Consider the following 25,416-nt stretch of genomic DNA (forward strand, 5'->3'; position numbering starts at 1 on the left):
TTATGAATATTTTATCGCCGTCTATTCTTTCAGCAGATTTTACCAAGCTGGGAGAAGAGATTGAGACAATAGATAATGCCGGGGCAGAATATATCCATGTTGATGTAATGGATGGAATGTTTGTTCCGAGCATTTCTTATGGAATGCCTGTTATAAAGTCAATAAGAAAATCAACAGGCAAAGTCTTTGATGTTCATCTTATGATAAGCGAGCCAATAAGATATATTGCTGATTTTGCTGCATCAGGAGCGGACATGATTACTGTTCATGTTGAGGCGTGTTCGGATGTTGTTGCAACAATTGAGAAAATAAGAGAGTATAAGCTCAAAGTTGGTATAACCTTAAATCCGGACACACCGGTATCAGCTATAAAACCATATCTTAACAGAGTTGATATGGTATTGATTATGAGTGTTAATCCGGGATTTGGAGGACAGAAGTTCATTACTTCATCAGTCGATAAGATAAAAGAAGTCAAAAGATTAAGAGATGAGTTGAATCTTTCATATGATATCGAGGTCGATGGCGGAATTAATATTGACAATTTGGCAACGGTTCTTGAAGCAGGTGCCAATGTCATTGTTGCAGGTTCTGCAATTTTTAGAGGTGATGCCGTTGAAAATGTTAAGAAATTTAAGAGTATTATGAGTGTATGGTAATATTTTATGATGAGTCCTGTGACGGTTCTGACAGGACTCAAAATTAATTATGTAAATTAATAAAAAAGTGTTGATATTTACAAAAAACATGTATATAATACAAATAGGAACAGATAAAGTTCTCTTCATCATCTATGATGAGTCCTGTGACGGTTCTGACAGGACGGTAAAATAAAAATTGACCGAGTGATGAGTCCTGTGACGGTTCTGACAGGACGGTAAAATAAAAATTGACCGAGTGATGAAGCTAATTACGAGAGGCTTATAAAAGTCTCTCGTTTCTTTTACCCTGCTTAATCAAGCAGATATTTCCCAAAGGAGAAAATTGAATGATATTATCTGAGAATGATTATCAGATTCTAAAATTGACGGATGCATTTTATAAGGCATATCCTAATCCGCCATATATAGAGATTTTAAAGAAAAAACAGAGAGCGTATAATTGTTTATTGTTTCAGACTCATTATAATTATTTTATATGTATTCCATATAGAACAGAAATCAGTCATAGATATGCATTTCATTTTACCAATACATTAAGAGCAAAAAAACATAAATCAGGATTGGATTACAGCAAAATAGTTATTATAGAGAAATCAGAATATATTGATTCTACAGATGCGATTATTGATAAAGATGAATTTAATGAGACTATGGTGAATCTTGGACGTATAAAAAAAGAGGCATTAAATTTTGTTGAAGATTATATTGCACATATGAAAGGTGAAAAGCCGTTACATAAAAAAGAATTTGACAGAAGGTATGGTTTTTCTCCGTTGAAATATTTTCATAAAGAATTGGGAATATAAGAAAATCTTTCCTGCATTTCATTCGTGCTGAAAAAACTGTAATTCGTGCAAATTGTCACACAAGATGTTTTATTTTTTATATTATAAATACAACGTATAGCAGAAACAATTAAATAGAAGTACGTTTTATTTCAAATGTGAAGGAGGAAACAAGATGAAGAATAAATTATTTACAATTTTAATCGGTCTTGCCATGGTGGCAGCAATTCTGCCTGCCTATAAAGTAAAGGCGGAGGAAACGGGACACAAACATTGCATATGCGGTGCACAGCATACAGAAAAAGGAGACCATGTAAGCGATACGCAGACAGAGTATTCTACAAGATTGTATATGAAAGACGGAAAACTTATGATGGGTGACGGAGAGTGGGAAACAAGAGAAACTGCTCTTACACCATATGTTTCATATGATGCGTATTCATTGGAAAGCGGAAATTATTATCTTGACACGGACCTTGAGTTTAGTTATGAACTTATAGAAATGCCTGTTCTTTTTATTGACGGAGATGTAAATCTTTGCCTTAACGGTCACAGTATTATACTGGCTTCATCACAAAGTTCTGTAATTGAAGTTATTAAAGGAAAAAGTCTTACTTTGACCGATTGTAAAGGCGGAGGAAATATTTCACACAAAGGTATTTATTCTGCGGGACACGGAATAACTACAGCAGGAACATTTAATATGTATGGAGGAAATATCACTAATAATTTTACATTTGGAGTGACCAACAATATTGCTGATAAGGCCAACAACGGCGGTGGTGTGTTTATTGAACCGAACTGTACAATGAACATGTATGGCGGAACAATCACTAATAACAAAGCTGTAAGCGGAAAGGATTCTTCAACAGGTGAAGCCATTGAAGGACACGGCGGTGGTGTCTATGTTTCAAAAGACAGCGAATTTAACATGTATGGCGGTGAGATTAGTGGTAACAAATCAAATTTAACAGGAGGCGGTGTATACAATCTCGGCACAATGACTGTGTCAGGTGATGCAAAGATTTCCGGAAACGGAAAAAACAGCAGAAATTACAGCAATGCCTATATGGGAGAAAGAGGAACTCTCACAATCGGCGGTAAACTGACAGGAAAGATAGGCGTCAGCAAGTATGACAGTAAAGTTGGTGACGTTGTCGTAACAGGTGCCGATGCGGACACAGATTACAGTGCAATATTTTTTAGTGACAATTTTAACTTCGATGTTAAACATGATGGCAATAATATTGTGTTGATACCACACACACATGTTTTGGGAGAATGGAAACACAATGGTATTTTACACTGGCATGAATGTGAGGTTTGTTCCAAAGTGCTTGATGATGCAGAACATACATGGGATGAGGGTGTAATTACAAAGGAGCCTACAACCGATGCCGAAGGTGAGAAAACTTTCACATGTGATGTATGTAAAGCAACAAAAACGGAAGCGATTGACAAGCTGCCTGTTGTAAATGACGAAATTCAGGATGGCTCAAACAATTCACAGGATACAGATGTTTCTGACAAAAATCAGAATAATGGCACAACAGGTGAACAGAATAATGACACGTCTGCAATAACATCTCCGGAGACAGGAGACAAGATGAATCTTGTATTGTGGATTGCCCTGCTGGCTGTAAGCACAAGTACAGTTATCGGTACGGCTGTTGTAAAAAGAAAAACAATATAATATATAAACAATAAAACGTATTAAATTGCAAGGCGGCTATCGGAAACGATGGCCGCCTAAAATTATGAGAGAATAATATTGAAAAGATTAGTAAATAATGATATTATTATCGCAAAATACATATAAAAGAGGAAATATGTCTATGCAATCAAAAGTGAATGAAGCGGCAAAAAGAAAAAATTGTGGTTATAATTGTGCCCAGGCAGTGGCATGCACGTATTGTGACATGGCTGGTATTGATGAAGAAACAGCAAAAAATCTTACACAGGGTTTTGCTGCTGGTATTGGAGGCAGTATGGAAGCAACATGTGGAGCGATAATAGGTGCAGTTAGTGTATTAGGTATGATTAATAAAGATGCCGTGAAAACAATGCAGGGTTCAAGAAGAATAATCAATAGATTTAAGGAACAAAATGGTACAGTTGTCTGTAAGGAATTAAAAGGAATAAATGATGGGGTTGTAAAAAGAGAATGTATTGACTGTGTGAAAGATGCAGCGTTATTTCTTGAGGATGAATTAAAATAAGATGGTATTTTGAGCTATACTTTTAATGTGTTATTTAATAATTATCAGAGGATATTTTTATGAAAGAAAATGAAAAAAAATCCAGAATACTTTTACAGCTTTTTATAACATTTATGAAAATAGGCACATTCACTTTCGGCGGTGGTTATGCAATGATTCCGCTTATTCAGAGAGAGACTGTGGTGAAAAGAAAATGGGTAGATGATGAAGATATACTTAATATTGTAGCAATAGCAGAGAGTACGCCGGGCCCCATAGCGATAAATACTTCGACATTTGTAGGATATCGTGTTGGAGGATTTTGGGGAGCTGTTGTTGGAACGGCTGGCATGATACTGCCGTCATTTGTAATAATACTGGCGATTTCTTTTGTATTGAAAAGATTTCAGGATATACAGATTGTAAAGTATGCATTTAATGGTATACGAGCCGGTGTACTGGCACTTATAATAAGAGCATTGTGGCTTATGTACAAGAATGTTAAAAAGTCAGCTGTGACATATATAGTTATGGCTGCAGCATTTGTTTTATGTGCATTTGCTGATGTTAATGTAATTATTGTTATAGCATGCTGTGCATTATTTGGACTTATAACATCTTATATAAAAACAGGAAAAGAGAAGCAGAATATATGATATATATCAGATTATTATGGACATTTTTTAAAATAGGTGCTTTTACATTCGGAGGAGGCTATGCAATGCTTCCGCTTGTAGAGAGTGAAGTCATGGCACATGGGTGGATGGATGAACAGGATATCGTTAATTTTATAGCGGTCAGCGAAAGTACGCCGGGCTCATTTGCTATAAATGTTGCTACATATGTAGGGGAAGAAGTTGCCGGTATTGCCGGTTCGGTATGTGCAACACTTGGTGTTGTGCTGCCGTCGTTTATAATAATTCTCATAATAGCCGGATGTTATAAGAAATTCAGGGACAGCGGCATTATAAAAGGGTGTATGAGCGGACTTAAACCAGCAGTTGTCGGACTTATCGGAGCTTCAGTTATATCAGTAGGCAGGGAAGTATTTATTCCTGATGGATTAGCAGTGGAAATTTTTAAGGCAGCAGGTACATATGTTTCCGCAGGAATACTTGTGATTGCACTTATTTTGTCATTTAAAAAAGTACATCCGATTATAATAATCATTTTAAGTGCAATATTAGGGATAGCAGCCGGATATATTGCATAAAAATAAGAAATGTACATTTTACCATATATGTGATATACTATATTCTATTGTATTATGACATTAAATACTTTTAAAGGAGAAAATAAATTATGAAACTTGGTATCGTAGGTCTGCCAAATGTTGGTAAGAGTACATTATTTAATTCACTTACAAAAGCCGGAGCTGAGTCTGCAAACTATCCGTTCTGTACAATTGATCCTAATGTTGGCGTTGTTACAGTTCCAGATGAAAGACTTGACAGACTTGCAGCACTCTATAATTCAGCAAAGATTACACCTGCTGTTATTGAATTTGTTGATATTGCCGGTCTTGTTAAAGGTGCATCAAAAGGTGAAGGACTTGGTAATCAGTTCCTTGCAAATATCAGGGAAGTTGATGCGATTGTCCATGTTGTAAGATGTTTTGAAGACAGCAATATTGTTCATGTAGATGGTTCAATTGACCCATTAAGAGATATTGAGACAATTAATCTTGAGCTTATTTTCTCAGATATGGAAGTTCTCGAGAGAAGACTTTCTAAGCAGAAGAGAGCATCATATAACAATAAAGAGATTGCAAAAGAATGTGATTTGATTGAGAGACTTATTGCGTTCCTTGAAGCAGGCAATCTTGCAAAGAATTTTGAACTTGAAGATGAAGATGAAGAGGCATTTTTCAAAGAATACAATCTTCTTACAGCAAAGCCTGTAATTTTTGCGGCAAATGTAACAGAGGATGATTTGGCAAATGATGGTGCTGATAACAAGTATGTTCAGGCAGTACGTGAATTTGCAGAGAAAGAACATTGTGGAGTATTTGTAATCTGTGCACAGATTGAGCAGGAAATTTCAGAACTTGATGATGATGAGAAGAAGATGTTCCTCGAAGACCTTGGACTCAAGTCTTCAGGACTTGATAAGCTTATTTCAGCAAGCTACAGTCTTCTTGGACTTATCAGCTATCTCACAGCAGGTGAGACAGAGACAAGAGCGTGGACAATTACTAAGGGTACAAAAGCACCTCAGGCAGCCGGAAAGATTCACAGTGATTTTGAGAGAGGCTTTATTAAGGCAGAAGTTGTATCTTATGACGATTTAATTAACTGCGGTTCATATAATGCTGCAAAAGAAAAAGGTCTTGTAAGAATGGAAGGAAAAGAATATGTTGTTAAAGATGGCGATGTTATTCTTTTCAGATTCAATGTATAAAACCAATTTATAAAGAATTGTAAAATTTTTGTGAAATATATTACAAAACAAAAAATCTATATATTGTGGGCTTTACTACGTTAATACACTATATAAATACAAACAGAGCAGATATTGAGGAATTTCCAATATTTGCTCTGTTTTTTTTGTACAAAAAAGACTTGTGTTTTAGCTAAAATAAGTATAAAATTGACCATAAAGTGGTGGAAAGTGGTAGCAAATGGTTTAAAGTGGTAAATGGAGGCACGAAATTATGTTTATGGGAGAATATAACCATACAATTGATGCCAAAGGGCGTCTTATTGTACCGGCGAAGTTCCGTGAAATATTAGGTGATAATTTTATTGTTACCAAAGGTCTCGACGGCTGCCTTTTTGTTTACCCGAATGATGAATGGACCAGATTTGAAGAAAAGCTGAAAAGCTTACCACTTACTAATAAAAATGCCAGACAGTTTACACGTTTTTTCCTTGCCGGAGCAGCGGCATGCGAAGTTGATAAACAGGGAAGAATACTTCTCCCACAGGTTTTAAGGGAGTTTGCCAGTCTCGAGAAGGACGTTGTGCTTGTCGGAGTTGCAAGCAGAATCGAAATATGGAGCAGAGAACGCTGGGATGAATCTATGAATACATATGATGGTGACATGGATGAAGTGGCAGAAAATATGGAAAGTCTGGGATTTAGTATATAGCAGTTTACTAAGTGTAAAGGAAAGATTCGGATATGGAGTTTAAGCACAAATCAGTTTTATTGGAAGAGACAATTGAAAATCTGAATATAAAGCCGGATGGTATTTATGTGGATGGAACGCTTGGCGGAGGCGGACATTCATATGAGATTGCTAAAAGACTCACTGCCGGAGGAAGACTTATAGGAATAGACCAGGATGCAGATGCGATTAAGGCAGCTACAGACAGATTAAAGGGATTTGCTGACAGGGTTACGATAGTAAGAAATAATTATTGTAATATTGCAGATGTACTTGACGAACTGGGAATAGTCAAGGTTGACGGAATAATACTTGACCTTGGAGTTTCATCTTATCAGCTTGATACAGCTGAACGTGGATTTACATATAATGTAGATGCACCTCTTGATATGAGAATGGATCAGAGGCAGCAGATAACAGCAAAAGACATAGTAAATACATACAGTGAATTTGATTTATACAGAATAATCCGTGATTATGGAGAAGATAAATTTGCAAAAAACATTGCAAAACATATAGTTGCAAGACGTACTGAAAAGCCAATAGAGACAACATTTGAACTCAATGATGTCATAAAGGCAGCTATACCGATGAAGTGCAGGATTAACGGAGGACATCCTGCAAAAAGGACATTTCAGGCAATAAGAATAGAATTAAATCATGAGCTTGATGTTCTTGAAAATTCTATTGATACAATGATAGACCGCCTAAATGCGGATGGAAGATTATGTATTATTACATTCCATTCTCTTGAGGACAGAATTGTAAAAGTAAGATTTAAAAATAATGAGAACCCATGTACATGTCCACCAGATTTTCCGGTATGTGTATGTGGAAAGAAATCAAAGGGAAAGGTTATTACAAGAAAACCGATACTTCCGTCTGAAGAAGAACTTAGTGTTAATTCACGTTCGAAAAGTGCTAAGTTAAGAGTGTTTGAAAGAGCAGGGGAGGCTTAAAAATGGCTGGTAGGAGAGTTGAAAATCAAAGAAGACAAAAATATGGCACAAGTTCATATGTGAGTGGAAATACTGTAAGAAAACTTGCAGCTGCACCACAGAGAAGATATGAAGAATATGATATACCTAAGGAAGTTGAAATAACAGAGGAAGACCGGATTGCCATCAGAAAAAAGCGTAAGGCAATACATCGTGCCAACAGACTTAATTTCCTGTATACAGTCGGAGTGTCAGCTATTGTTATTACAATATTTGCAATATGCTTACAATATCTGAATGTCCAGTCACAGGTCAAGACTAACTCAACAGCAGTTACAAGGCTTCAGTCAGAACTTAATGAACTTACTAATTCTAATGATGAACTTGAACTTGAAATTAATGCAGGCATAGATTACGAACAGATTTATAATACAGCTGTAAATGAACTTGGAATGGTTTATCCTGAGAGAGATCAGGTTATTACATATGATGCGGGAGTAAGTGAGTACGTAAAACAGTATCATGATATTCCATAAGATTATATTACATTTGATATATGGGAGAATTCAGAACGCATATGAATAACGAAGAACTTAGACGTAATAAATACAGAAGAAAAAAGGCAATGCTTAGGAAAGTACAAAACAAAATGGGCGTTGCCTTTTTTGTTATAATTCTTGTACTCTTTGCATTGGCAGTGAGAATACTTCTCATCAACTATAATCACGGAGAAGCTTATTCTAAGACGGTACTTGACCATCAGAGTTATACATCTACAACAATACCTTACAAGAGAGGTCAGATTCAGGATGCTAATGGAACAGTTCTTGCGTATAGTGAGAGAGTATACAACCTGATACTTGACCCGAAACTTATATTGTCTGATGAAAAGTATAAAGAACCGACACTTACGGCATTGACAGAATGTTTTGATTTAAAAAGAAGTGATCTTGAGTCAATTCTTGCAACTAAAAGCACAAGTCAGTATGAGAAGCTGTTAAAAGAGCTGACAAAAGATGAAATCTCAGAATTTGAGAGCCGTGTGGAAGATACAAAAAATAATCCATATATAAAAGGTGTGTGGTTTGAAGACAGCTATATAAGAAAATATCCATTTTCTACACTGGCGGCCGATGTAATTGGATTTGCAAGTGCTGCAAATGGCGGTGAGCTTGGGCTTGAAAATTATTATGATGAGGAACTGTCCGGAACAGATGGTATTTCATACAGTTATGTAGGTGAAAATCTTGATGTTGAGACACAGGAGAAAAAAGCTGAAGATGGCTATAATCTTGTGACAACAATAGATTATAAAGTACAGAGCATAATTGAAAATAAAATAAAAGAATTAAATGCCGAAAGACCATCAAAGTCAACGGCTGTAATTGCAATGAATCCAAAGACGGGGGAGATTCTTGCAATGGCAAGTTATCCGACATTTAATCTTAACAATCCGAGAGACCTGAGTGGTGTGTACACACAGGAAGAGTTGAGCACAATGACTGATATAGAGATGACTGATGCCATGTATGCATTGTGGAGTAATTATTGTGTTTCTACTATATATGAGCCGGGTTCAACTTTCAAGCCATTTACGGTAGCAGAGGGACTTGAGGAAGGTGTTATACATGATGGCGATACATTTTACTGCGGTGGTTTCATGGAAGTCAGCGGAAGCATAATCAACTGCCATGAACACAGCGGACATGGTACTGTTACAGTAAAAGAAGGTCTTATACAGTCATGTAATCCGACTATGATGCAGATTGCAGCAAAGCTTGGTGGTGTGAAAATTGCGAAATATGCGGCACTTTTTGGATTTGGTAACAGGACAGGCATTGATTTGCCGGGCGAGGAAGCCGGTCTTACAATCGGTGAGAAGATGACAGTCATTGATGCAGCATGTAACTCTTTTGGACAGAATATCAATGTAAATATGGTTCAGATGGCAGCGGCATTTTCATCACTTGTAAATGGTGGTAATTATTATCAGCCTCATATAGTAAAAAGAATTGAAAAGAGTACAGGAGAAGTCGTAAAAACGATAGAACCTAATCTTGTAAGACAGACTGTAACATCAGAGACATCACAGCTGCTACGCACATATTTAAGAGCCGGCGTAGATGAAGGACTTGCCAGAAAGTCAGGTGTTGCAGGATATGCTATCGGTGGTAAAACGGGAACGGCACAGAAACAGCCGCGAGAAGATAAGAAGTGGGTTGTATCTTATATAGGATGTGCACCTACTGATGACCCACAGCTTGTATTGTATACAGTAATTGATGAACCATTTGAGACAAACGGAACATCAGGAAGTTCTCTTGATGCACTTAATCTTTCAAGAAGTATCTACGAGGAGGCTCTTCCATATCTTAATATTTATAAAGATATTAAGGCAGAACCGGTTGATACAACCAATAGTGCAGTTGAATCAACTGTAGAACTTCCGGATACAACAAATACAAATAATAATTAAAAAGAGTGATTATATCCGTTATATAGTACATAAAATTATGTAAGCCACTGACATATCAGGAGATGTTTATGAAAAACCGTGATGAAGGCATGGTTAAGACTTATCACCGCAAGAAGCTGCTGGTTAGTATTACATGTGTGATTCTCGCACTCTTACTTATAAGCATAAGACTTTTATATGTATGTGTATTCCAGTCATCGTACTATCTTGAAAAGGCACAAAAGCTGCATGAAAGAGAGCGTGACATAAAAGCGTTAAGAGGTGAAATCCTTGACAGAAACGGAGTTGTGCTTGCATCAAACAAAACAGTATGTACTGTTTCGGTTATACATAGCCAGATTACACAGCCACAGGAAGTAATACAAATGCTTGTAAAAGAGCTTGATATTACGGAAGAAGCTGCAAGAAAGAGGGTTGAGAAAGTATCCTCAATTGAGAGGGTGAAGACAAATGTAGACAAAGAGACCGGTGACAGGATAAGAGAATATAATTATTCAGGTGTCAAGGTGGATGAAGATTATAAAAGATATTATCCATATTCAAAATTATGTTCCAAAGTTCTTGGGTTTACAGGAAGTGACAATCAGGGGATACTTGGACTTGAAGCGAAATACGACGCATATCTTTCAGGTACTCCCGGGCAGATACTCACACTGACTGATGCGTGGGGTGTTGAGGTGAAAAATGGTAATGAAGAACGTGATGAACCTGAAAAGGGGAGTAACCTTTATACCAGCATAGATATTAATATACAGTCATATGCACAGCAGCTTGCACAAAAAACTCTTGAACAGAAACAGGCAAAAAGCGTTTCAATAATCGTTATGAATCCTGAAAACGGAGAGATTCTCGCTATGACAAATGAACCGGAATATGATTTGAATAACCCGTATGAATTAAACAGTGATTTGCTGATATCATCAACAGGAACATCAAAAATGGATTTATTAAATAATATGTGGAGAAATTTCTGTATTAATGATACATATGAACCAGGCTCAATATTTAAAATGGTGACAGCAACTGCCGCACTTGAAACGGGGAGTGTAACATTAAATGACCATTTCACATGTGGAGGAAGTGCTATTGTTGCTGACAGAAAAATAAGGTGCCACAAGACGACAGGACATGGAACACAGACGTTTACACAGACCGTAATGAACTCGTGTAATCCGGCATTTATAGAGTGGGGAAGAAGAGTCGGAACTGAACGGTTTTTTGAGTATATGGGAAAACTTGGTCTGCTTGAAAAGACAGGAATTGATATAGCAGGTGAAGCATCGACAATCATTCACAAGCAGGAAAATGTAGGTGAAGTTGAACTTGCAACAATGTCTTTCGGACAGTCATTCCAGATAACACCGCTTCAGATGCTTCGTGCTGCAAGTGCAATCATAAACGGCGGAAATCTTGTCACACCTCATTTTGCAGTTAAAAGCGTGTCAGAGGCAGATGGAACAGCGGTTGAATTCAATTATGAAATTCAAAGTAATGCCATAGAAGAAAAAACAAGTCTTATGATGAAAGATATTCTCAGGCAGGTAGTTGAAGATGGAGGCGGTAAAAAGGCATATTTAGAAGGATTTTCGATAGGTGGTAAAACTGCAACCTCGCAGAAACTTCCGCGAGGCTCGGGAAAATATATTTCAAGCTTCATCGGATTTTCACCTGTTGATAATGCAAAGGTAATAGCAATGTGTCTTATTGATGAACCACAGGGCATATATTATGGCGGAACAATCGCGGCACCCGTTATAAGGGAGCTTTTTGAAAATATACTGCCTTATCTTGAAATACAGAATAATTGAGAGTAAAATGTGAACATAAAAGCGAATTTAAAGCATGCAAGGGAGAAAGCTGAAATGTTAGATTTAAAAAATAAAAAGATTATGGTCGTAGGAGCAGGAATAAGCGGAATCGGAGCAGTACATCTTCTTAATCAGGTAGGAGCTGATGTTGTATTGTACGATGGTGGTTCAAAACTTAGCGAAGACGATGTGATAAAGAAGTTAAATGGAGACAAAGCACAGATTATTCTTGGCGAATTCAGCAGAGAGTATATGGAAGGAATAGATATGCTTGTCATAAGCCCGGGCGTTCCGATAGATAATCATGTTGTTGTAGAATTTAGAAAGGCAGGCGTTCCGGTATGGGGAGAAGTTGAACTTGCATATAATTATGATAAAGGAACAGTGCTTGCAATAACAGGTACTAACGGAAAGACAACAACAACAGCACTCACAGGACAGATTGTCGGAGCATGGGCAAAAAAGACATTTGTTGTCGGCAATATTGGCAATTCTTATACAAAAGAAGTGTTAAATTCAGATGAAGATTCATATACAGTGGCAGAAATAAGCAGTTTTCAGCTTGAAACGGTGCATAAATTTGCACCTAAGGTAAGTGCTGTTTTAAATATTACACCAGATCATCTTAACAGACATCATACAATGGAATGTTATGAACAGACAAAAGAAATGATTGCAGCTAATCAGACAAAACAGGATACATGTGTACTTAATTATGATGATGAGCGTTTAAGAAAATTTGGCGAAAACAAGTGCAAAGCATCTGTTGTATGGTTTTCAAGTAATGGAAAGGTTCCGGTTGGTGCATATGTTGATGGTGATATGATTAAATATACAGACGGCACATCTACACAGGATATTATTAATGTGCATGATATGAATCTGCTTGGAAAGCACAATTATGAAAATGTTTGTGCGGCTGTAGCAATAAGCAAGGCAGCAGGTGTGCCTGATGATATTATAGTAAATCAGGTACGTGTATTTAAAGCAGTTGAACACAGAATTGAATATGTTGCGACAAAAAATGATGTAATGTATTACAATGATTCAAAAGGAACAAATCCGGAAGCGGCAGTCAAAGCAATTGAGGCAATGCAGCGTCCTACAATTCTTATCGGTGGAGGATATGATAAAGGTTCTGAATTTGATTTATATGTAAAAGCATTCAAGGATAAAGTGAAGCTTCTTGTGCTTATAGGCCAGACAAGTGAAAAAATTGCCGCGACAGCCAAAAAGTATGGATTTGATTCAATTATTTATGCTGATTCAATGGAAGAAGTTGTAAAAATATGTGCACAGAATGCGAAACCAGGAGATGCAGTGCTTCTTTCTCCTGCATGTGCAAGCTGGGGAATGTTTGATAATTATGAACAGCGTGGAAGAATGTTTAAAGATTATGTAAATGCACTTTAAATATTATAAATTAGAAAAGTTATTAAGGAGACAGTTGTGGATAGAACCAGAAAGAAATCGGTAAAAAGATATTTTGACTATAGCCTTTTATTTGTTACAATATTTATTGCCGGCTTTGGCCTTATAATGATTTATAGTACAAGTTCATATACTGCCCAGATGAAATTCGGCAATGCACAATACTATTTCAAAAAACAGCTTATGTTTATGCTGCTGGGGTTTGCTGCCATGTATGTTGCATACAGGATTGATTATCATGTATGGCATAAACTTGCGTTTCCGATTTTTATATGTGCATCTCTTCTTGTATTTGCATTAATTCCATTTGGCAGTGAGGCAAATGGTGCAACCCGCTGGATAAGATTCGGTTCAATTGGTGTACAGCCGGCAGATGTGTGTAAGCCTGCGGTTATAATGATGGTATCTTCAGCAGTCTGCTCATATGGAACAAAGTTAAAGAAGTTCCGGTATGTAATGCTGATATGTATTCTTACCGGTGGCGTTGAGGCTGCACTTGTATTTGTTATTTCAAATAATATGAGTAGTGCTATAATAATTTTTCTTATTGCATTTGTTCAGACGTTTATAGCATATCCGGGATATAAAATATATGTGGCATTGACAGGGCTTGTGGCTGCCGGTGTCGGAGGTATTTATGCATGGCTTACGAATATGATTAAAGGTGGAAATATGACAGAGAGTTTCAGGCTTAACAGACTGCTTGTCTGGATAAATCCTGAAAATTATGCAAGCGATAAAGGCTTTCAGACTGTGCAGGCTCTTTATGCCATAGGTTCAGGCGGACTTTTTGGAAAAGGACTTGGAAAGAGTCTGCAAAAACTGGGATACATACCTGAATCTCAAAATGATATGATTTTTTCGATAATATGCGAGGAGATTGGACTTTTTGGAGCTATTTTCGTTATTATTGTTTTTGGAGTAATGTTATGGAGAATTGCCCATGTGGCACAGAATGCACCAGATTTATTCGGAACACTCCTTGTATCAGGGGTATTTGCACATATTGCGATACAGGTTGTCCTTAATATTGCAGTTGTAACTAATTTTATACCAAATACAGGTGTTTCACTTCCATTTATAAGTTATGGCGGAACATCAGAGACAATACTTCTGGCTGAAATAGGGCTTGTTCTTAATGTTTCAAGTAAAATAAGGCTGGAAAGCTGACAGGATGGATGCACAGATTGTAAATAAATTCATATAATGTTATATAGCATTTCCGGAGGCAGAGTTTTGAAAAATCTGTGTGTTCAGGGTGGACGAAAATTATACGGAAGTGTAAGAGTGCAGGGTTCAAAGAACATATGTCTTCCAGTTATGGCAGCAAGTATTCTCAATGAAGGTATCAGTGTTATTGAAAATTGCCCGTGCATTGATGATGTATTTATAATGCAGGAGATCCTTTCCGGTCTTGGCTGTGTAATTAACAGGGAGCAAAATACACTGATAATTGATACTGCTAATGCTGTAAGCAAGCCTGTTACGGCTGATATGGCAGGAAAACTGAGAGCATCTTCTGTGCTTATGGGACCGCTTCTTGCAAGATTCGGAAGCGTCAAGACGGCAAAACCGGGAGGATGTCAAATTGGAAAAAGACCGATTGATATACACCTTGATGTATTTAAAAGACTTGGTGCATCATGGGAGCTTGATGATGAGTATGTAAGTGTTTCGGCATTAAAACTCCATGAGGCTGATATATATCTTAGATTTCCAAGTGTGGGTGCAACACAGAATGCTATTATGGCATCGGTTAAGGTGCCGGGAATTACTATTATCAGAAATGCAGCTAAAGAGCCGGAAATAGTCGGCCTTTGTGATTATCTGACAGGTTGTGGCGCTGACATAAAAGGAGCAGGTGGTGACACAATTGCAGTAAGAGGTGTGGATAAGTTAAATGACACAGTGTACACAATTCCGGCTGACAGGATGGTGATGGGAACGTATATTGCTTCTGCATGTGCGACAAGGGGAAATATAAAGCTTACCGGATGTAACATATGTGATGCAGAGGGATTTCTCGATGTATACACGGGCATGGGGCTTGAGTACAAAGAGTGCAAAGATGGAATATCTATATTCCAGAAAGAAAGACCCAAAGCGGTTGATTATATAAAAACAAGTGTATATCCGGGATTTCCTACAGATATGCAGTCTGTGACAATGAGTGTGGCTGCATATAGTGATGGAAAGACAGTGTTTGAAGAGAGCATATTTGAAAACAGATTTGGCGTTGCCGGACAGCTTAAAAAGATGGGAGCAGACATATCGGTTGATAAAAATATGGCTCATGTTACCGGCAGAAGCAGACTTACCGGAGCAGATGTTGCCGGAACTGATTTGAGAGGAACGGCGGCTTTATTTGTGGCAGCACTCGCAGCTGATGGCGAAAGTATAATCAGAAACACGCAATATATAAACAGAGGATATGAGAAATTTGTATCGAATTACAGAGAACTTGGAGCAGAAATAATAGAAATATGAAAAGGCAGAAAAACAACAACAGAGTTATAAAAATAGTAGTGCCTGTTATTATATGCCTTGTGGCAGCACTTGTGGTGGCAGGTTATTTCCTGTTCAGGGTAAATAATATATCATACGAAGGAAACAGGCACTACTCTGATGAGGAGATGAATAATTACATATTTGGAACGGATACACCGAATGCGGTTGTATATAACATTTTCGGCAAAAAAAACAAACAGATTCCTTTTATACAGAAATATGAAGTTGAGACAATCTGGCCGGATAAAATGAATGTTACAATATATGAGAAGGCGGTTGTAGGATATATTAATTATATGGGCTGCAACATGTATTTTGATAAGGATGGAATAGTTGTTGAAAGCTCGTCAAAATTATACAGCGGTGTTCCTCAGATAGAAGGATTGAAATTTACATCAATCGTTTTGGGAAGCAAGCTTGATGCTGGAGATGACAGTGTATTTTCGGATATACTTGAACTTACGCAGGCATTTGAAAAGTACAATCTTGATATAGATAAAGTATATTTTGATTCTTCTTATAATGTTACACTTTATATGAATGAAGTCAAAATTATTCTTGGAAATGCAGCTGACATCACGGACAGGCTTTACGCTTTGAAACGCATGGAAAATAAGATTGCCAATCTGAAAGGAACATTATATTTGTCAGATTATAACGGAAGTGAATCGTCTGTTATATTTAAGAAAGAAAATTGAAAAATGTATTGATATTTTGTTTAAAATTTTATATTATATTTAATAAGTGCAAATTGGTTAAGGAGGCAAATACCCTTGTTAGAGATTATGACAAATGACGCAGAGTCATCAGCAAAAATTATAGTAGTAGGTGTTGGCGGAGCAGGTAACAATGCAGTCAACAGAATGATAGATGAAAATATTAGCGGTGTTGAGTTTATCGGTATTAACACAGATGGACAGGCATTGCAGTTATGTAAAGCACCAACAACAATCCAGATTGGCGAGAAGCTTACAAAAGGACTTGGTGCAGGTGCACAGCCTGAGATTGGACAGAAGGCAGCAGAAGAGAATATAGAGGAACTTACACAGGCTATTGATGGTGCTGATATGGTATTTGTAACATGCGGTATGGGCGGTGGAACAGGAACAGGTGCAGCACCTGTAGTTGCCAAGATTGCAAAAGAAAAAGGTATTCTTACAGTAGGTGTAGTTACAAAACCTTTTAAGTTTGAAGCAAAGACACGTATGACTAATGCTATTGCTGGTATTGAAAGATTAAAAGAAAGTGTTGATACACTTATTGTAATTCCTAATGACAGACTTCTTGAGATTGTTGACAGAAGAACAACAATGCCGGATGCATTAAAGAAAGCAGATGAAGTTTTACAGCAGGCAGTTCAGGGAATCACAGACCTTATTAATGTTCCTGGTCTTATTAATCTCGACTTTGCCGATGTTAAGACTGTCATGACAGATAAAGGTGTCGCACATATCGGTATTGGTACTGCCACAGGTGATGACAAGGCGATTGAGGCAGTTAAGCAGGCTGTTACAAGTCCTCTTCTTGAGACAACAATTGAAGGTGCAACACATGTTATCATTAATATATCAGGTGATATAAGTCTTATTGAAGCAAATGAGGCTGCAAGTTATGTTCAGGAGCTTGCCGGTGAGAATGCCAATATCATATTTGGTGCCATGTTTGATGAAAATGCAGCAGATACAGCAACAATCACTGTTATTGCTACAGGTCTTGAAGACAGCAACGTGAATAATGCAATGGCAGGTTTTTCAGCAAAAGTACAGACACCAAGACAGGCAGTTAAGCCTTCATATACATATTCTGGTTCAGCATCAGCTGCTGCTTCAACAAGTGTTAATGCAGGACATGCATCAACACAGCAGACTGCATCAACGATTTCACAGTCACCGCTTCCGGGCTTAAAACAGCCGGGACAGGTTACAAGTAATGTTAAGGAAAAAGGAATAAACATTCCTACATTTTTACAGAAGACAAAGAAGTAATAATGGTTTTGTAAAAAATTATATTTATGATTAATACAGGCTGCCTTGCTTATCATAGTGAGGCAGCCATGTCTTTTTGCTTCGCAAAAACAAGGAGGATGTTATGAGGTATAAAATAAGTGAGCTTGCAAAGCTTTTAGGGGTTTCTACAAATACTGTGAGACGCTACGAAGATATGGGGTATATATCTGCGGTGCGTGACGAAAACAGCGGATACAGATATTACAATGATGATGATATTTTTTCTGTGATGAATGCAAAAATGCATGTAAAATATGGTTTTTCGCATGAACAGATAAGCCAGATGCAGTCATTTTCTCTTGAAGAGACAATTGATGCATACAAAAAAAGAATGGATGAGATGGATAAGCAGATTGCATATATGACTTATCTGCGTCATCGCCTCAAAGATGATTACCTTCTTATGAATAAGGCAGCTACATATTCAGATATTTATGAGAAAATGAGTCTTACTATGTATACAGTTATATATAAAGATGGTGAAAAGCTTCTTCAGGAGCCTGAAAGATTGCAAAAGCTTGGTGAATTTATATATAATTCACCGGAGGTACTGCATACGTATATTATACCGAAAGAATCCGTTGATAATGGCAATTTCCGTGTATGTTGTGGATGGTCAGTAAAGGAAGAACATATGGACAAATATGGAATGACAGAAAACAGTTATACACAGATATATAAAGGAAAACCATCTGTAATGGGCATATCAGAAGTACCGGCAGATATAGGACGGCTGGCAAATGAAAATCCAGAATATTTAAAAGAACTTATGATTGGCAAGCATCTTGATTATATGAAAGAACATAATCTTTATCTTAATGGGGATATAATCGGAATTGTAATTACAAAAGTCCGGGATAGCGGTAAAAATGTTATTTACATGCTTATGAGCCTGCCTTTTGGGAAGAATGATGTATAAAAATTCAAATAGATTATTAAATACATTTGTAAAATATTCTACCGGATATTTTCATAAGTGTACTTATAAAAAAACAATTTTATGTAATTTATGCAAAAAGTGTTGACCTTGACATTGGTTCATACTATACAATTTGTACCTGAAAGAACTTGTATGTAACGTACAGGTTCTTTCAGGTATTTTTAATATAGCAAAAAATAAGGAGGAGAAGCATGAAAAGAATTGCAAAAAGACGTCTCAGTTGTCTTTTGAGTGCCATACTGCTGCTTGTTATGAGCCTTGATATGAGTGCTTTTGCAGGGGTTTTTGAAAAGACAGCAAGAAAAATTGATGTCTGGGATTTCGGTGGTGTTGCTGAGAGTAACACTGAAATGTATCAGAATAATATCAGTGCATCAGACTGGGACAATTGCAGTGATGTTGGAACCAATGCGAAGTTTAATGCAGCAAGCATTAAGTTTGGCGATTTGACACTTATTACAACAAAAGGAGACAGATTGTATTCTACTTCATCAAAGAATTATGGTGCAAGTGGTTATGCAACTACAAAGTATGCAGATGGTTATGCTGCAAATGGTATGTTTTATTCAAATGGTACCGGAGGAGAATCAAGAAGATGCTTTACAATTGATAATGTAAAAGCTGGAGACAAGATTGTTGTCTATATGGTATCAAGTAATGCAGCAACAAGTAATCTTATTTTTAAGTATCTTGGTGAGTCCGGAAAACAGCAGGATTCAAAAGAATTTTCAAACACAGCAGGAAAGTATGAATTTATCGCAAAATACGACGGACAGTATAAAGTATATGCTGATTCTGTGGCAGGAAAACCTTGCTACAACAGAGTTGTAAGAATTCCGGGTGTAAATGTAAGCGGTACAATTGATTTAAATGGTGCTGATATTAAAGATTATAAAATAGTCTTTAAAGATGAAACTAATGATATTTCTTACGAAGCAGAAGTAAAAAATGGAAGCTTTAATGTAGTGCTTGCTGCAGGCTGTGATTATACAGCTGCATTGTCAGGAGTTACAGGATATGGATTTACATCTGACACAAAAGTAATATCTACAAAGACAGATGATATTATATCAGGTAAGGATGGCGTTATATTAAAAGTCGAGGCAAAGTCTGTATACAAGTATACAGGTAAGCTTACAGGATTTGATAAGAACTATGACATTTCAAAATTAAGCGTAAAACTTGAGGCAGATAAGAATACACTTGCAGATGATGTTACACTTAATTTAAACAGCGATATGACATTTGAGGCAACTCTTGAACCTGATGTTGAGTATACAGCGGTTCTTTACGGAGTAAATGATTATGAAATCGTAAAGGGTGCGACAATTCTTGACAACAAGGATGTAAGCAGTGACATTGAAGTTGCCTTAAAGAAAGTATACAAAGCAACAGGTAAGTTTAACGGACTTGATGATGCTTCAAAAGTAACGGCAATTAAGTTTGTTAATGTTGAAGATAAGTATGAATATACAGGAACTGTTAAGGACGGCGGTTATGAAGTTTCATTAAGAGACGGTTCATATCAGGTTGTTACAACAGTTGCTGATTACAGAACTACAACCCATGTTGTTGTAAAAGGTTCTGATGTCAGCAAAGATATTTTATTTGTATCAACAAAGAAAGCAGACGCACTTACAAGAGTACCTGACATTTATGTAGGCTACGAGGATAAGGCAGAACTTAATTATAATACGGTGAAGGAAGCTGTTGCGGCAGCGGCTGCGATGAATCCTTCAAAAGAAGACGAAAGAGTAACAATTCATATCAAACCGGGTACATACAGAGAACAGGTTGTTGTTACAACACCTTATATCTCATTTGTAAACGATGAGAAGAATTCAGGTAAAGATGTCCTTCTTACATGGTATTACGGTATCGGATACGAATATTACAGCATTGATTCAACAGGTTTTTACAATGAAGAAAATGCTTATGACAAATATGAAAAAGCACAGGCTTCAAAATGGGGCTGCTCTGTATATGTAAAGAACAGTGCTACTGCATTCAGAGCCGACGGAATTACATTTGAGGCTTCATTCAACCGTTATATAACAGATGAAGAAATAGAAGACGGTGTAAATGCGGCAAATACAAAGCTTCCTCAGAGAACTTACGGACTTGATGCAACATCAAAGGCTGCAACAGAGAGAGCTACAGCACTTGCTATTGAAGCTGATAAAACGGAATTTACAAACTGTGCATTTTTGGGAAGCCAGGATACACTTTATACAGGAAATTCCGCAACAAACCTTTATTTCAAGAATTGCAGAATCGAAGGTAACACGGATTATATCTTCGGTGACGGCAATGCAGTATTTGATGGTTGTGAACTCAGATTTTTCGGTTACAGCACAGGTTCTGTAGGTGGTTATATCACAGCACACAAGCCGGGTACGGCAACACAGTATGGTTATCTTTTCAGAAATTGTACAATAACAGGAAACAGTGACCTTACAGTAAAAGCAGGTTATCTCGGAAGACCTTGGGGTGCAGATGCCCGTGTTACATTTATCAATACTAAGATGACAGATAATCTTATTAATGATGCGGGATGGTATGAGATGGCTGTTAAGCCTGAGAAAGCTAATTTTGCAGAGTACAATACACGTCTTACAACTGGTGAAGCGGTTGATTTGTCAAAGAGAGCAGGAAAGGCATTAAGTGACAGCGATGCAGCTGCAATAAATGTTAAGTCATACTTTGGCAGCTGGACACCTGTATCATATAAAGATGAGAATGGTACAGTGGAATTTAAGACAGTTCCTTTTGTTGTTGATAACGGCGACATCAATGCACCATATCCTGGACATACACTTACAGCAGGATATTCTCTCGGAGATGTTAATGATGCAAGTGACGCTTCTGTTATACGCTGGTACAGAGTTGACAAAGACGGCAATGAGACTCTTGTTAAGTCATCAACAGCAAATGTAGACAAGACATATAAAATCACTAAAAACGATATAGGAAACTATATTAAAGTTGTTGTTGTTCCTGAGACATTGAGCGGAAACAAGGCAGCAGAAAAGTCTTATAAGGTTGAAGCTTTTGTAAGAGACGGATTTGAAGACCCTTCGGGAAGCACAGATATTGAACTCGGAGATGGTGTAAATATCTTCCTTGCAGGTGATTCTACAGTTAAAGATTATTCCGCAGCAGGTATGTATATGAGCGGAAAAGCACAGAGCGAAGGTGCGTGGGGTGAATTCTTACAGTCATTCTTTGACTCTTCAAAGGTTAAGGTACAGAATTATGCCAACGGCGGAAGAAGCAGCAGAAACTTTATAAACGAAGGTTCTCTTGACAAGATTAAACAGAATATCAAAGAGGGAGATTATCTCTTTATTCAGTTTGGTCATAATGATTGTGCAAACAAATCAGGTTACCTTGAGGATAGATATGTACCGCTCGGAACACCGGATGCAGATGGCGTATATCCAAGTACAGCAGGTACAAAGACAGCAACACCTTCATCACTTGTAAGCAAATATGGTGATACATTCTATTCTTATAACTGCGGTGGTACATACAAATGGTATTTACAGCAGTATATAGATGCAGCAAAGAGTGTCGGAGCAATTCCTGTTCTTGTTACACCGGTATCAAGACTTTACTATAATTCAGATGGTACAATTAAGCCGCATCATGATTCTACAGATAAGACAACAGGTACATATGTTTCATCAAATGATGCTTATGTTACTGCAGTTAAGCAGCTTGCAAGTGAGCAGAATGTTCTTCTTCTCGATGGTTTTGCAATTACAAAATCACTCTATGAGGAGACATATAAGAATGATTCATCTGCAAAGTCAGGTGTATCACAGCTTGCAACACAGATTATGGCAGCGGGAGATAAGACACACAGCAATAAGCTCGGTGGTTTTATCACAGCAGCATTATTTGCTTCAAAGCTTCAGGATATGAATTTATCAATATCAAAAGCAGTCAGCATGCCTGCAAAGACAGCGGGAATCAATCCTGACGGACAGCAGATTTTCAGTATTAACGGAAGCAGTGTATTTACTGCATATGCAGCAGATGATAATGGTAAATATTCAGCACAGTCTGAATATTGGACTAATTACGGACAAGAACTTATTAAGGCAATCGGAACCAAGAAAGATGAACTTAATAAGACACCAGACCCGGTACCGGACCCTACACCAACACCGGACCCTACACCAACACCGGACCCATCAGCAAAAGCTACAGTATGGGTTGTCGGAGATTCAACAGTTTCATCTTTCAGTGATAAGTATTATTATCCTAGATATGGCTGGGGTACACAGCTTTCTGCATATTTTGATGATACTCTTACAGTAAATAATCTTGCATTGTCAGGAAGAAGTTCTAAGAGTTATACATCAGAACCACAGTATAAGACACTTATTGAGGGTATGCAAAGCGGCGATTATCTTCTTATCGGTTTTGGACATAATGATGAGAAAGCAGAGGAGGCAAGATATACAAATCCTAACGGAGATTATAAGACAGCTGGTTCATTTGCCAATTCATTATATGAAAATTATATTAAGCCTGCACAGGATAAAGGTGTTACAGTTGTTGTATGTACTCCTATCGTAAGGAGAACAGCAACTAAAGACTGGGCAAATTCAAATCTTCATATTACATCGGCAAGCGGTGCATTTGAAGGTGGAGATTATGCAAAATCAATTATTAATCTTGGAAAAGATACAGGAGTTGCAGTTGTAGATATGACATCACTTACAAAGCAGCTCTATGATGAACTTGGACCTGATGAGACAGTTAATTTACACGCATGGACATCATCTAAGTCATCAAGTGTAGATAATACACATACAAATATATGGGGCGGAAGATATAATGCTTACCTCATAACAAAGACAATCAAGGAACTTGGCGTAAAGGGAATTTCTTCACACATTATTGATGCAGAAGCACCTAAGAAAGAAGATGTATTAAAGAAGAATCCTGACTATAAGGAAGCAGAATATGTCGGTGTTGTAAAAGACAGTACAATATGGTCACCTGCTGGTGTATTTAAGGGAACTGTATTCGGCAATGTCGGCGGAGCTCCAAGTAAATCAAATCAGACACTTGAAATGAATGATAACAAATTCCATATTCAGGTAAAGAAGAATAAAGGTAAAATAGGTGCATCAGCAGATGGTGTTGCAATGTTTTACTATAAAGTTCCTGTAAAGAGCAAATTTACAATTACAGCAAATGCAACTGTAAACAGCTTTGATTTAAATGACCAGGTATCATTTGGCCTTATGGCAAGAGATGATATGTATATTGATGAAAACCGTACAGATGTACTTGGCGATTACGTTGCGGCAGGACCGTTGAAGCTTGCAACAGCAGGCGGTGTATGGAACTGCTTTGCAAGAAAGAGCGGTGTTCTTACACAGGGTGGAACATGCAAGAGTGAAGTTAAGGCAGGACAGACATATGCGTTAAAGATTGAAAGCAATTCAGACGGATATGCATGCACATTCGGCGACGAAGACACAATAACAGGCGGATTTGACTTTATGCTTACAACAGTTGATTCTGAATATGTATATGTAGGTATGTTCGTTGCTAGAAATGCTGATGTAACATTCTCAGATGTAACACTTATTGTTGACGGTGAGGTTATTACGGGAAATGTTCCGACACCAGACCCAACACCGGATCCGACACCAGATCCAACACCGACGCCAGACCCTAAGCCGGAAAATCCGGGTTCTACGGTTGTTGATGATGTGATTGAAAAAACAGAAGGTGTTGACAAGGCTGTTGTAAAGGTTTCATCAGATGCAGTTAAAGTTACAGAGGAAGAAAAAGCACTTATTGAATCAGGAAAAGATTTACACATATCTGCTGAAATAAAGAATGCAAAAGACACAGTAACCAAAAAACAAAAAGAACTTATTGATTCTGAAGTAAAGAAATATGCCGAAAACGGTATCACAGGACTTTATCTTGACATTAAGATGACAAAGAAAATCGGTGATGACTACAAGGCACCAGTGTCTGAATTAAGCACACCTGCAACATTCAGTGTTAAGATTGCAGATGAACTTAAAAATACTGATTCTTCAAAGGAAAGAACATACAGTGTTGTAAGAATTCATGGAGAAAAAGCTGAAGTTATAGACAGCACATTCGACGAGGCTTCATCAACACTTACATTCGCAACAGACAGATTTTCTGTATATGCTGTTGTTTATGAAGATAAGACAAAATCATTAGAAATTACTAAACCTGATAATGAAAATACAGATAACAATGTAGACAAACCTTCATCATCAGAGACAGTTACTCCTGATGACAGCCAGAATACAAATGCAGCACCTGAAACAGGTGATTCATTTGGAAAAGATATTATGGCAGCATCATTTGCTATGATAATCTGTGCTATGGGAGCAGCATATGTTTTAATGACAAGGAAGAGAAGACAGTTTTAATCAGCTATTCCTAATAATTTTAATACATGTTTAAGGCCGGGGCTGCACTTTAACGATTGAAAGTCGTTAAGGTGCAGCCCCCTTGCTTTGCATAATGAGATAAATTGTCGAAACA

General features: G+C 37.3%; 19 protein-coding genes. All 19 read left to right on the top strand.

What is annotated here, in order from left to right; genetic code table 11:
* The first annotated feature begins 2 nt into the window (after window positions 1–2).
* The 19 genes from rpe to H8S01_RS09210 all read left to right on the top strand — a co-directional run bounded on the left by rpe (window position 3) and on the right by H8S01_RS09210 (window position 25,301).
* The gene (rpe, locus tag H8S01_RS09120; RefSeq protein ID WP_186836985.1) at window positions 3–659 is read left to right on the top strand and encodes a ribulose-phosphate 3-epimerase; all 657 of its coding nucleotides are present in this window, start codon (window positions 3–5) and stop codon (window positions 657–659) included.
* A 329-nt stretch (window positions 660–988) separates the two neighbouring features.
* The gene (gene tenpIN, locus H8S01_RS09125; RefSeq protein WP_186836986.1) at window positions 989–1,468 is read left to right on the top strand and encodes a type III toxin-antitoxin system TenpIN family toxin; all 480 of its coding nucleotides are present in this window, start codon (window positions 989–991) and stop codon (window positions 1,466–1,468) included.
* Window positions 1,469–1,622: 154 nt separating this feature from the next.
* A complete protein-coding gene (locus H8S01_RS09130; protein WP_186836987.1) occupies window positions 1,623–3,140 on the top strand; it encodes a hypothetical protein in 1,518 nt (505 codons plus the stop codon).
* A gap of 136 nt (window positions 3,141–3,276) precedes the next feature.
* Window positions 3,277–3,666 (top strand): C-GCAxxG-C-C family protein, encoded by a 390-nt coding sequence (locus H8S01_RS09135; protein WP_243204325.1) that lies wholly within the window; start codon window positions 3,277–3,279, stop codon window positions 3,664–3,666.
* Between the two features lie 59 nt (window positions 3,667–3,725).
* Complete coding sequence (locus tag H8S01_RS09140) at window positions 3,726–4,301, top strand: chromate transporter (RefSeq protein WP_186836988.1); 576 nt, start codon at window positions 3,726–3,728, stop codon at window positions 4,299–4,301.
* Window positions 4,298–4,858 carry a chromate transporter gene (locus H8S01_RS09145; RefSeq protein ID WP_186836989.1) on the top strand — a complete coding sequence of 187 codons (561 nt, stop codon included), beginning with the start codon at window positions 4,298–4,300 and terminating at the stop codon, window positions 4,856–4,858. Before H8S01_RS09140 ends, H8S01_RS09145 begins: the two co-directional genes overlap by 4 nt.
* A gap of 89 nt (window positions 4,859–4,947) precedes the next feature.
* Complete coding sequence (gene ychF, locus H8S01_RS09150; RefSeq protein WP_021866126.1) at window positions 4,948–6,045, top strand: redox-regulated ATPase YchF; 1,098 nt, start codon at window positions 4,948–4,950, stop codon at window positions 6,043–6,045.
* A 253-nt stretch (window positions 6,046–6,298) separates the two neighbouring features.
* Window positions 6,299–6,736, top strand: a complete 438-nt coding sequence (mraZ, locus tag H8S01_RS09155; protein WP_021866125.1) for a division/cell wall cluster transcriptional repressor MraZ — start codon at window positions 6,299–6,301, stop codon at window positions 6,734–6,736.
* Between the two features lie 32 nt (window positions 6,737–6,768).
* Window positions 6,769–7,713, top strand: coding sequence for a 16S rRNA (cytosine(1402)-N(4))-methyltransferase RsmH (gene rsmH / locus H8S01_RS09160; protein ID WP_186836990.1), 945 nt, complete (start codon window positions 6,769–6,771; stop codon window positions 7,711–7,713).
* A 2-nt stretch (window positions 7,714–7,715) separates the two neighbouring features.
* On the top strand, window positions 7,716–8,228 hold the full coding sequence (locus tag H8S01_RS09165; RefSeq protein WP_186836991.1) for a cell division protein FtsL: 513 nt from the start codon (window positions 7,716–7,718) through the stop codon (window positions 8,226–8,228).
* A gap of 41 nt (window positions 8,229–8,269) precedes the next feature.
* Window positions 8,270–10,168, top strand: coding sequence for a peptidoglycan D,D-transpeptidase FtsI family protein (locus H8S01_RS09170; RefSeq protein WP_186836992.1), 1,899 nt, complete (start codon window positions 8,270–8,272; stop codon window positions 10,166–10,168).
* Between the two features lie 68 nt (window positions 10,169–10,236).
* Complete coding sequence (locus tag H8S01_RS09175) at window positions 10,237–11,976, top strand: peptidoglycan D,D-transpeptidase FtsI family protein (protein WP_186836993.1); 1,740 nt, start codon at window positions 10,237–10,239, stop codon at window positions 11,974–11,976.
* 54 nt (window positions 11,977–12,030) lie between these two features.
* The gene (gene murD, locus H8S01_RS09180; RefSeq protein ID WP_021866120.1) at window positions 12,031–13,389 is read left to right on the top strand and encodes a UDP-N-acetylmuramoyl-L-alanine--D-glutamate ligase; all 1,359 of its coding nucleotides are present in this window, start codon (window positions 12,031–12,033) and stop codon (window positions 13,387–13,389) included.
* 36 nt (window positions 13,390–13,425) lie between these two features.
* On the top strand, window positions 13,426–14,577 hold the full coding sequence (locus H8S01_RS09185; protein ID WP_330605563.1) for an FtsW/RodA/SpoVE family cell cycle protein: 1,152 nt from the start codon (window positions 13,426–13,428) through the stop codon (window positions 14,575–14,577).
* Between the two features lie 66 nt (window positions 14,578–14,643).
* Window positions 14,644–15,894 (top strand): UDP-N-acetylglucosamine 1-carboxyvinyltransferase, encoded by a 1,251-nt coding sequence (gene murA, locus H8S01_RS09190; RefSeq protein WP_021866118.1) that lies wholly within the window; start codon window positions 14,644–14,646, stop codon window positions 15,892–15,894.
* The gene (locus H8S01_RS09195; protein WP_021866117.1) at window positions 15,891–16,613 is read left to right on the top strand and encodes a cell division protein FtsQ/DivIB; all 723 of its coding nucleotides are present in this window, start codon (window positions 15,891–15,893) and stop codon (window positions 16,611–16,613) included. Before murA ends, H8S01_RS09195 begins: the two co-directional genes overlap by 4 nt.
* A gap of 75 nt (window positions 16,614–16,688) precedes the next feature.
* A complete protein-coding gene (gene ftsZ / locus H8S01_RS09200; RefSeq protein WP_186836994.1) occupies window positions 16,689–17,900 on the top strand; it encodes a cell division protein FtsZ in 1,212 nt (403 codons plus the stop codon).
* Between the two features lie 103 nt (window positions 17,901–18,003).
* Complete coding sequence (locus tag H8S01_RS09205; RefSeq protein WP_186836995.1) at window positions 18,004–18,840, top strand: MerR family transcriptional regulator; 837 nt, start codon at window positions 18,004–18,006, stop codon at window positions 18,838–18,840.
* Window positions 18,841–19,052: 212 nt separating this feature from the next.
* Window positions 19,053–25,301 (top strand): pectinesterase family protein, encoded by a 6,249-nt coding sequence (locus H8S01_RS09210; RefSeq protein ID WP_186836996.1) that lies wholly within the window; start codon window positions 19,053–19,055, stop codon window positions 25,299–25,301.
* Window positions 25,302–25,416 lie beyond the last annotated feature (115 nt).

This window comes from Lachnospira hominis (ex Liu et al. 2021) (genome assembly GCF_014287955.1).
GTDB classification, from domain to species: Bacteria; Bacillota; Clostridia; order Lachnospirales; family Lachnospiraceae; genus Lachnospira; species Lachnospira hominis.

Excerpts from the sequence above, each read along its gene's own strand:
- H8S01_RS09170 (WP_186836992.1), top strand. The coding sequence starts at position 8,270 with ATGAATAACGAAGAACTTAGACGTAATAAATACAGAAGAAAAAAGGCA.
- H8S01_RS09140 (WP_186836988.1), top strand. The coding sequence starts at position 3,726 with ATGAAAGAAAATGAAAAAAAATCCAGAATACTTTTACAGCTTTTTATA.
- rpe (WP_186836985.1), top strand. The coding sequence starts at position 3 with ATGAATATTTTATCGCCGTCTATTCTTTCAGCAGATTTTACCAAGCTG.
- H8S01_RS09210 (WP_186836996.1), top strand. The coding sequence starts at position 19,053 with ATGAAAAGAATTGCAAAAAGACGTCTCAGTTGTCTTTTGAGTGCCATA.
- rsmH (WP_186836990.1), top strand. The coding sequence starts at position 6,769 with ATGGAGTTTAAGCACAAATCAGTTTTATTGGAAGAGACAATTGAAAAT.
- murD (WP_021866120.1), top strand. The coding sequence starts at position 12,031 with ATGTTAGATTTAAAAAATAAAAAGATTATGGTCGTAGGAGCAGGAATA.
- H8S01_RS09165 (WP_186836991.1), top strand. The coding sequence starts at position 7,716 with ATGGCTGGTAGGAGAGTTGAAAATCAAAGAAGACAAAAATATGGCACA.
- mraZ (WP_021866125.1), top strand. The coding sequence starts at position 6,299 with ATGTTTATGGGAGAATATAACCATACAATTGATGCCAAAGGGCGTCTT.
- tenpIN (WP_186836986.1), top strand. The coding sequence starts at position 989 with ATGATATTATCTGAGAATGATTATCAGATTCTAAAATTGACGGATGCA.
- H8S01_RS09175 (WP_186836993.1), top strand. The coding sequence starts at position 10,237 with ATGAAAAACCGTGATGAAGGCATGGTTAAGACTTATCACCGCAAGAAG.
- H8S01_RS09205 (WP_186836995.1), top strand. The coding sequence starts at position 18,004 with ATGAGGTATAAAATAAGTGAGCTTGCAAAGCTTTTAGGGGTTTCTACA.
- H8S01_RS09130 (WP_186836987.1), top strand. The coding sequence starts at position 1,623 with ATGAAGAATAAATTATTTACAATTTTAATCGGTCTTGCCATGGTGGCA.
- H8S01_RS09145 (WP_186836989.1), top strand. The coding sequence starts at position 4,298 with ATGATATATATCAGATTATTATGGACATTTTTTAAAATAGGTGCTTTT.
- ychF (WP_021866126.1), top strand. The coding sequence starts at position 4,948 with ATGAAACTTGGTATCGTAGGTCTGCCAAATGTTGGTAAGAGTACATTA.
- H8S01_RS09195 (WP_021866117.1), top strand. The coding sequence starts at position 15,891 with ATGAAAAGGCAGAAAAACAACAACAGAGTTATAAAAATAGTAGTGCCT.
- H8S01_RS09135 (WP_243204325.1), top strand. The coding sequence starts at position 3,277 with ATGTCTATGCAATCAAAAGTGAATGAAGCGGCAAAAAGAAAAAATTGT.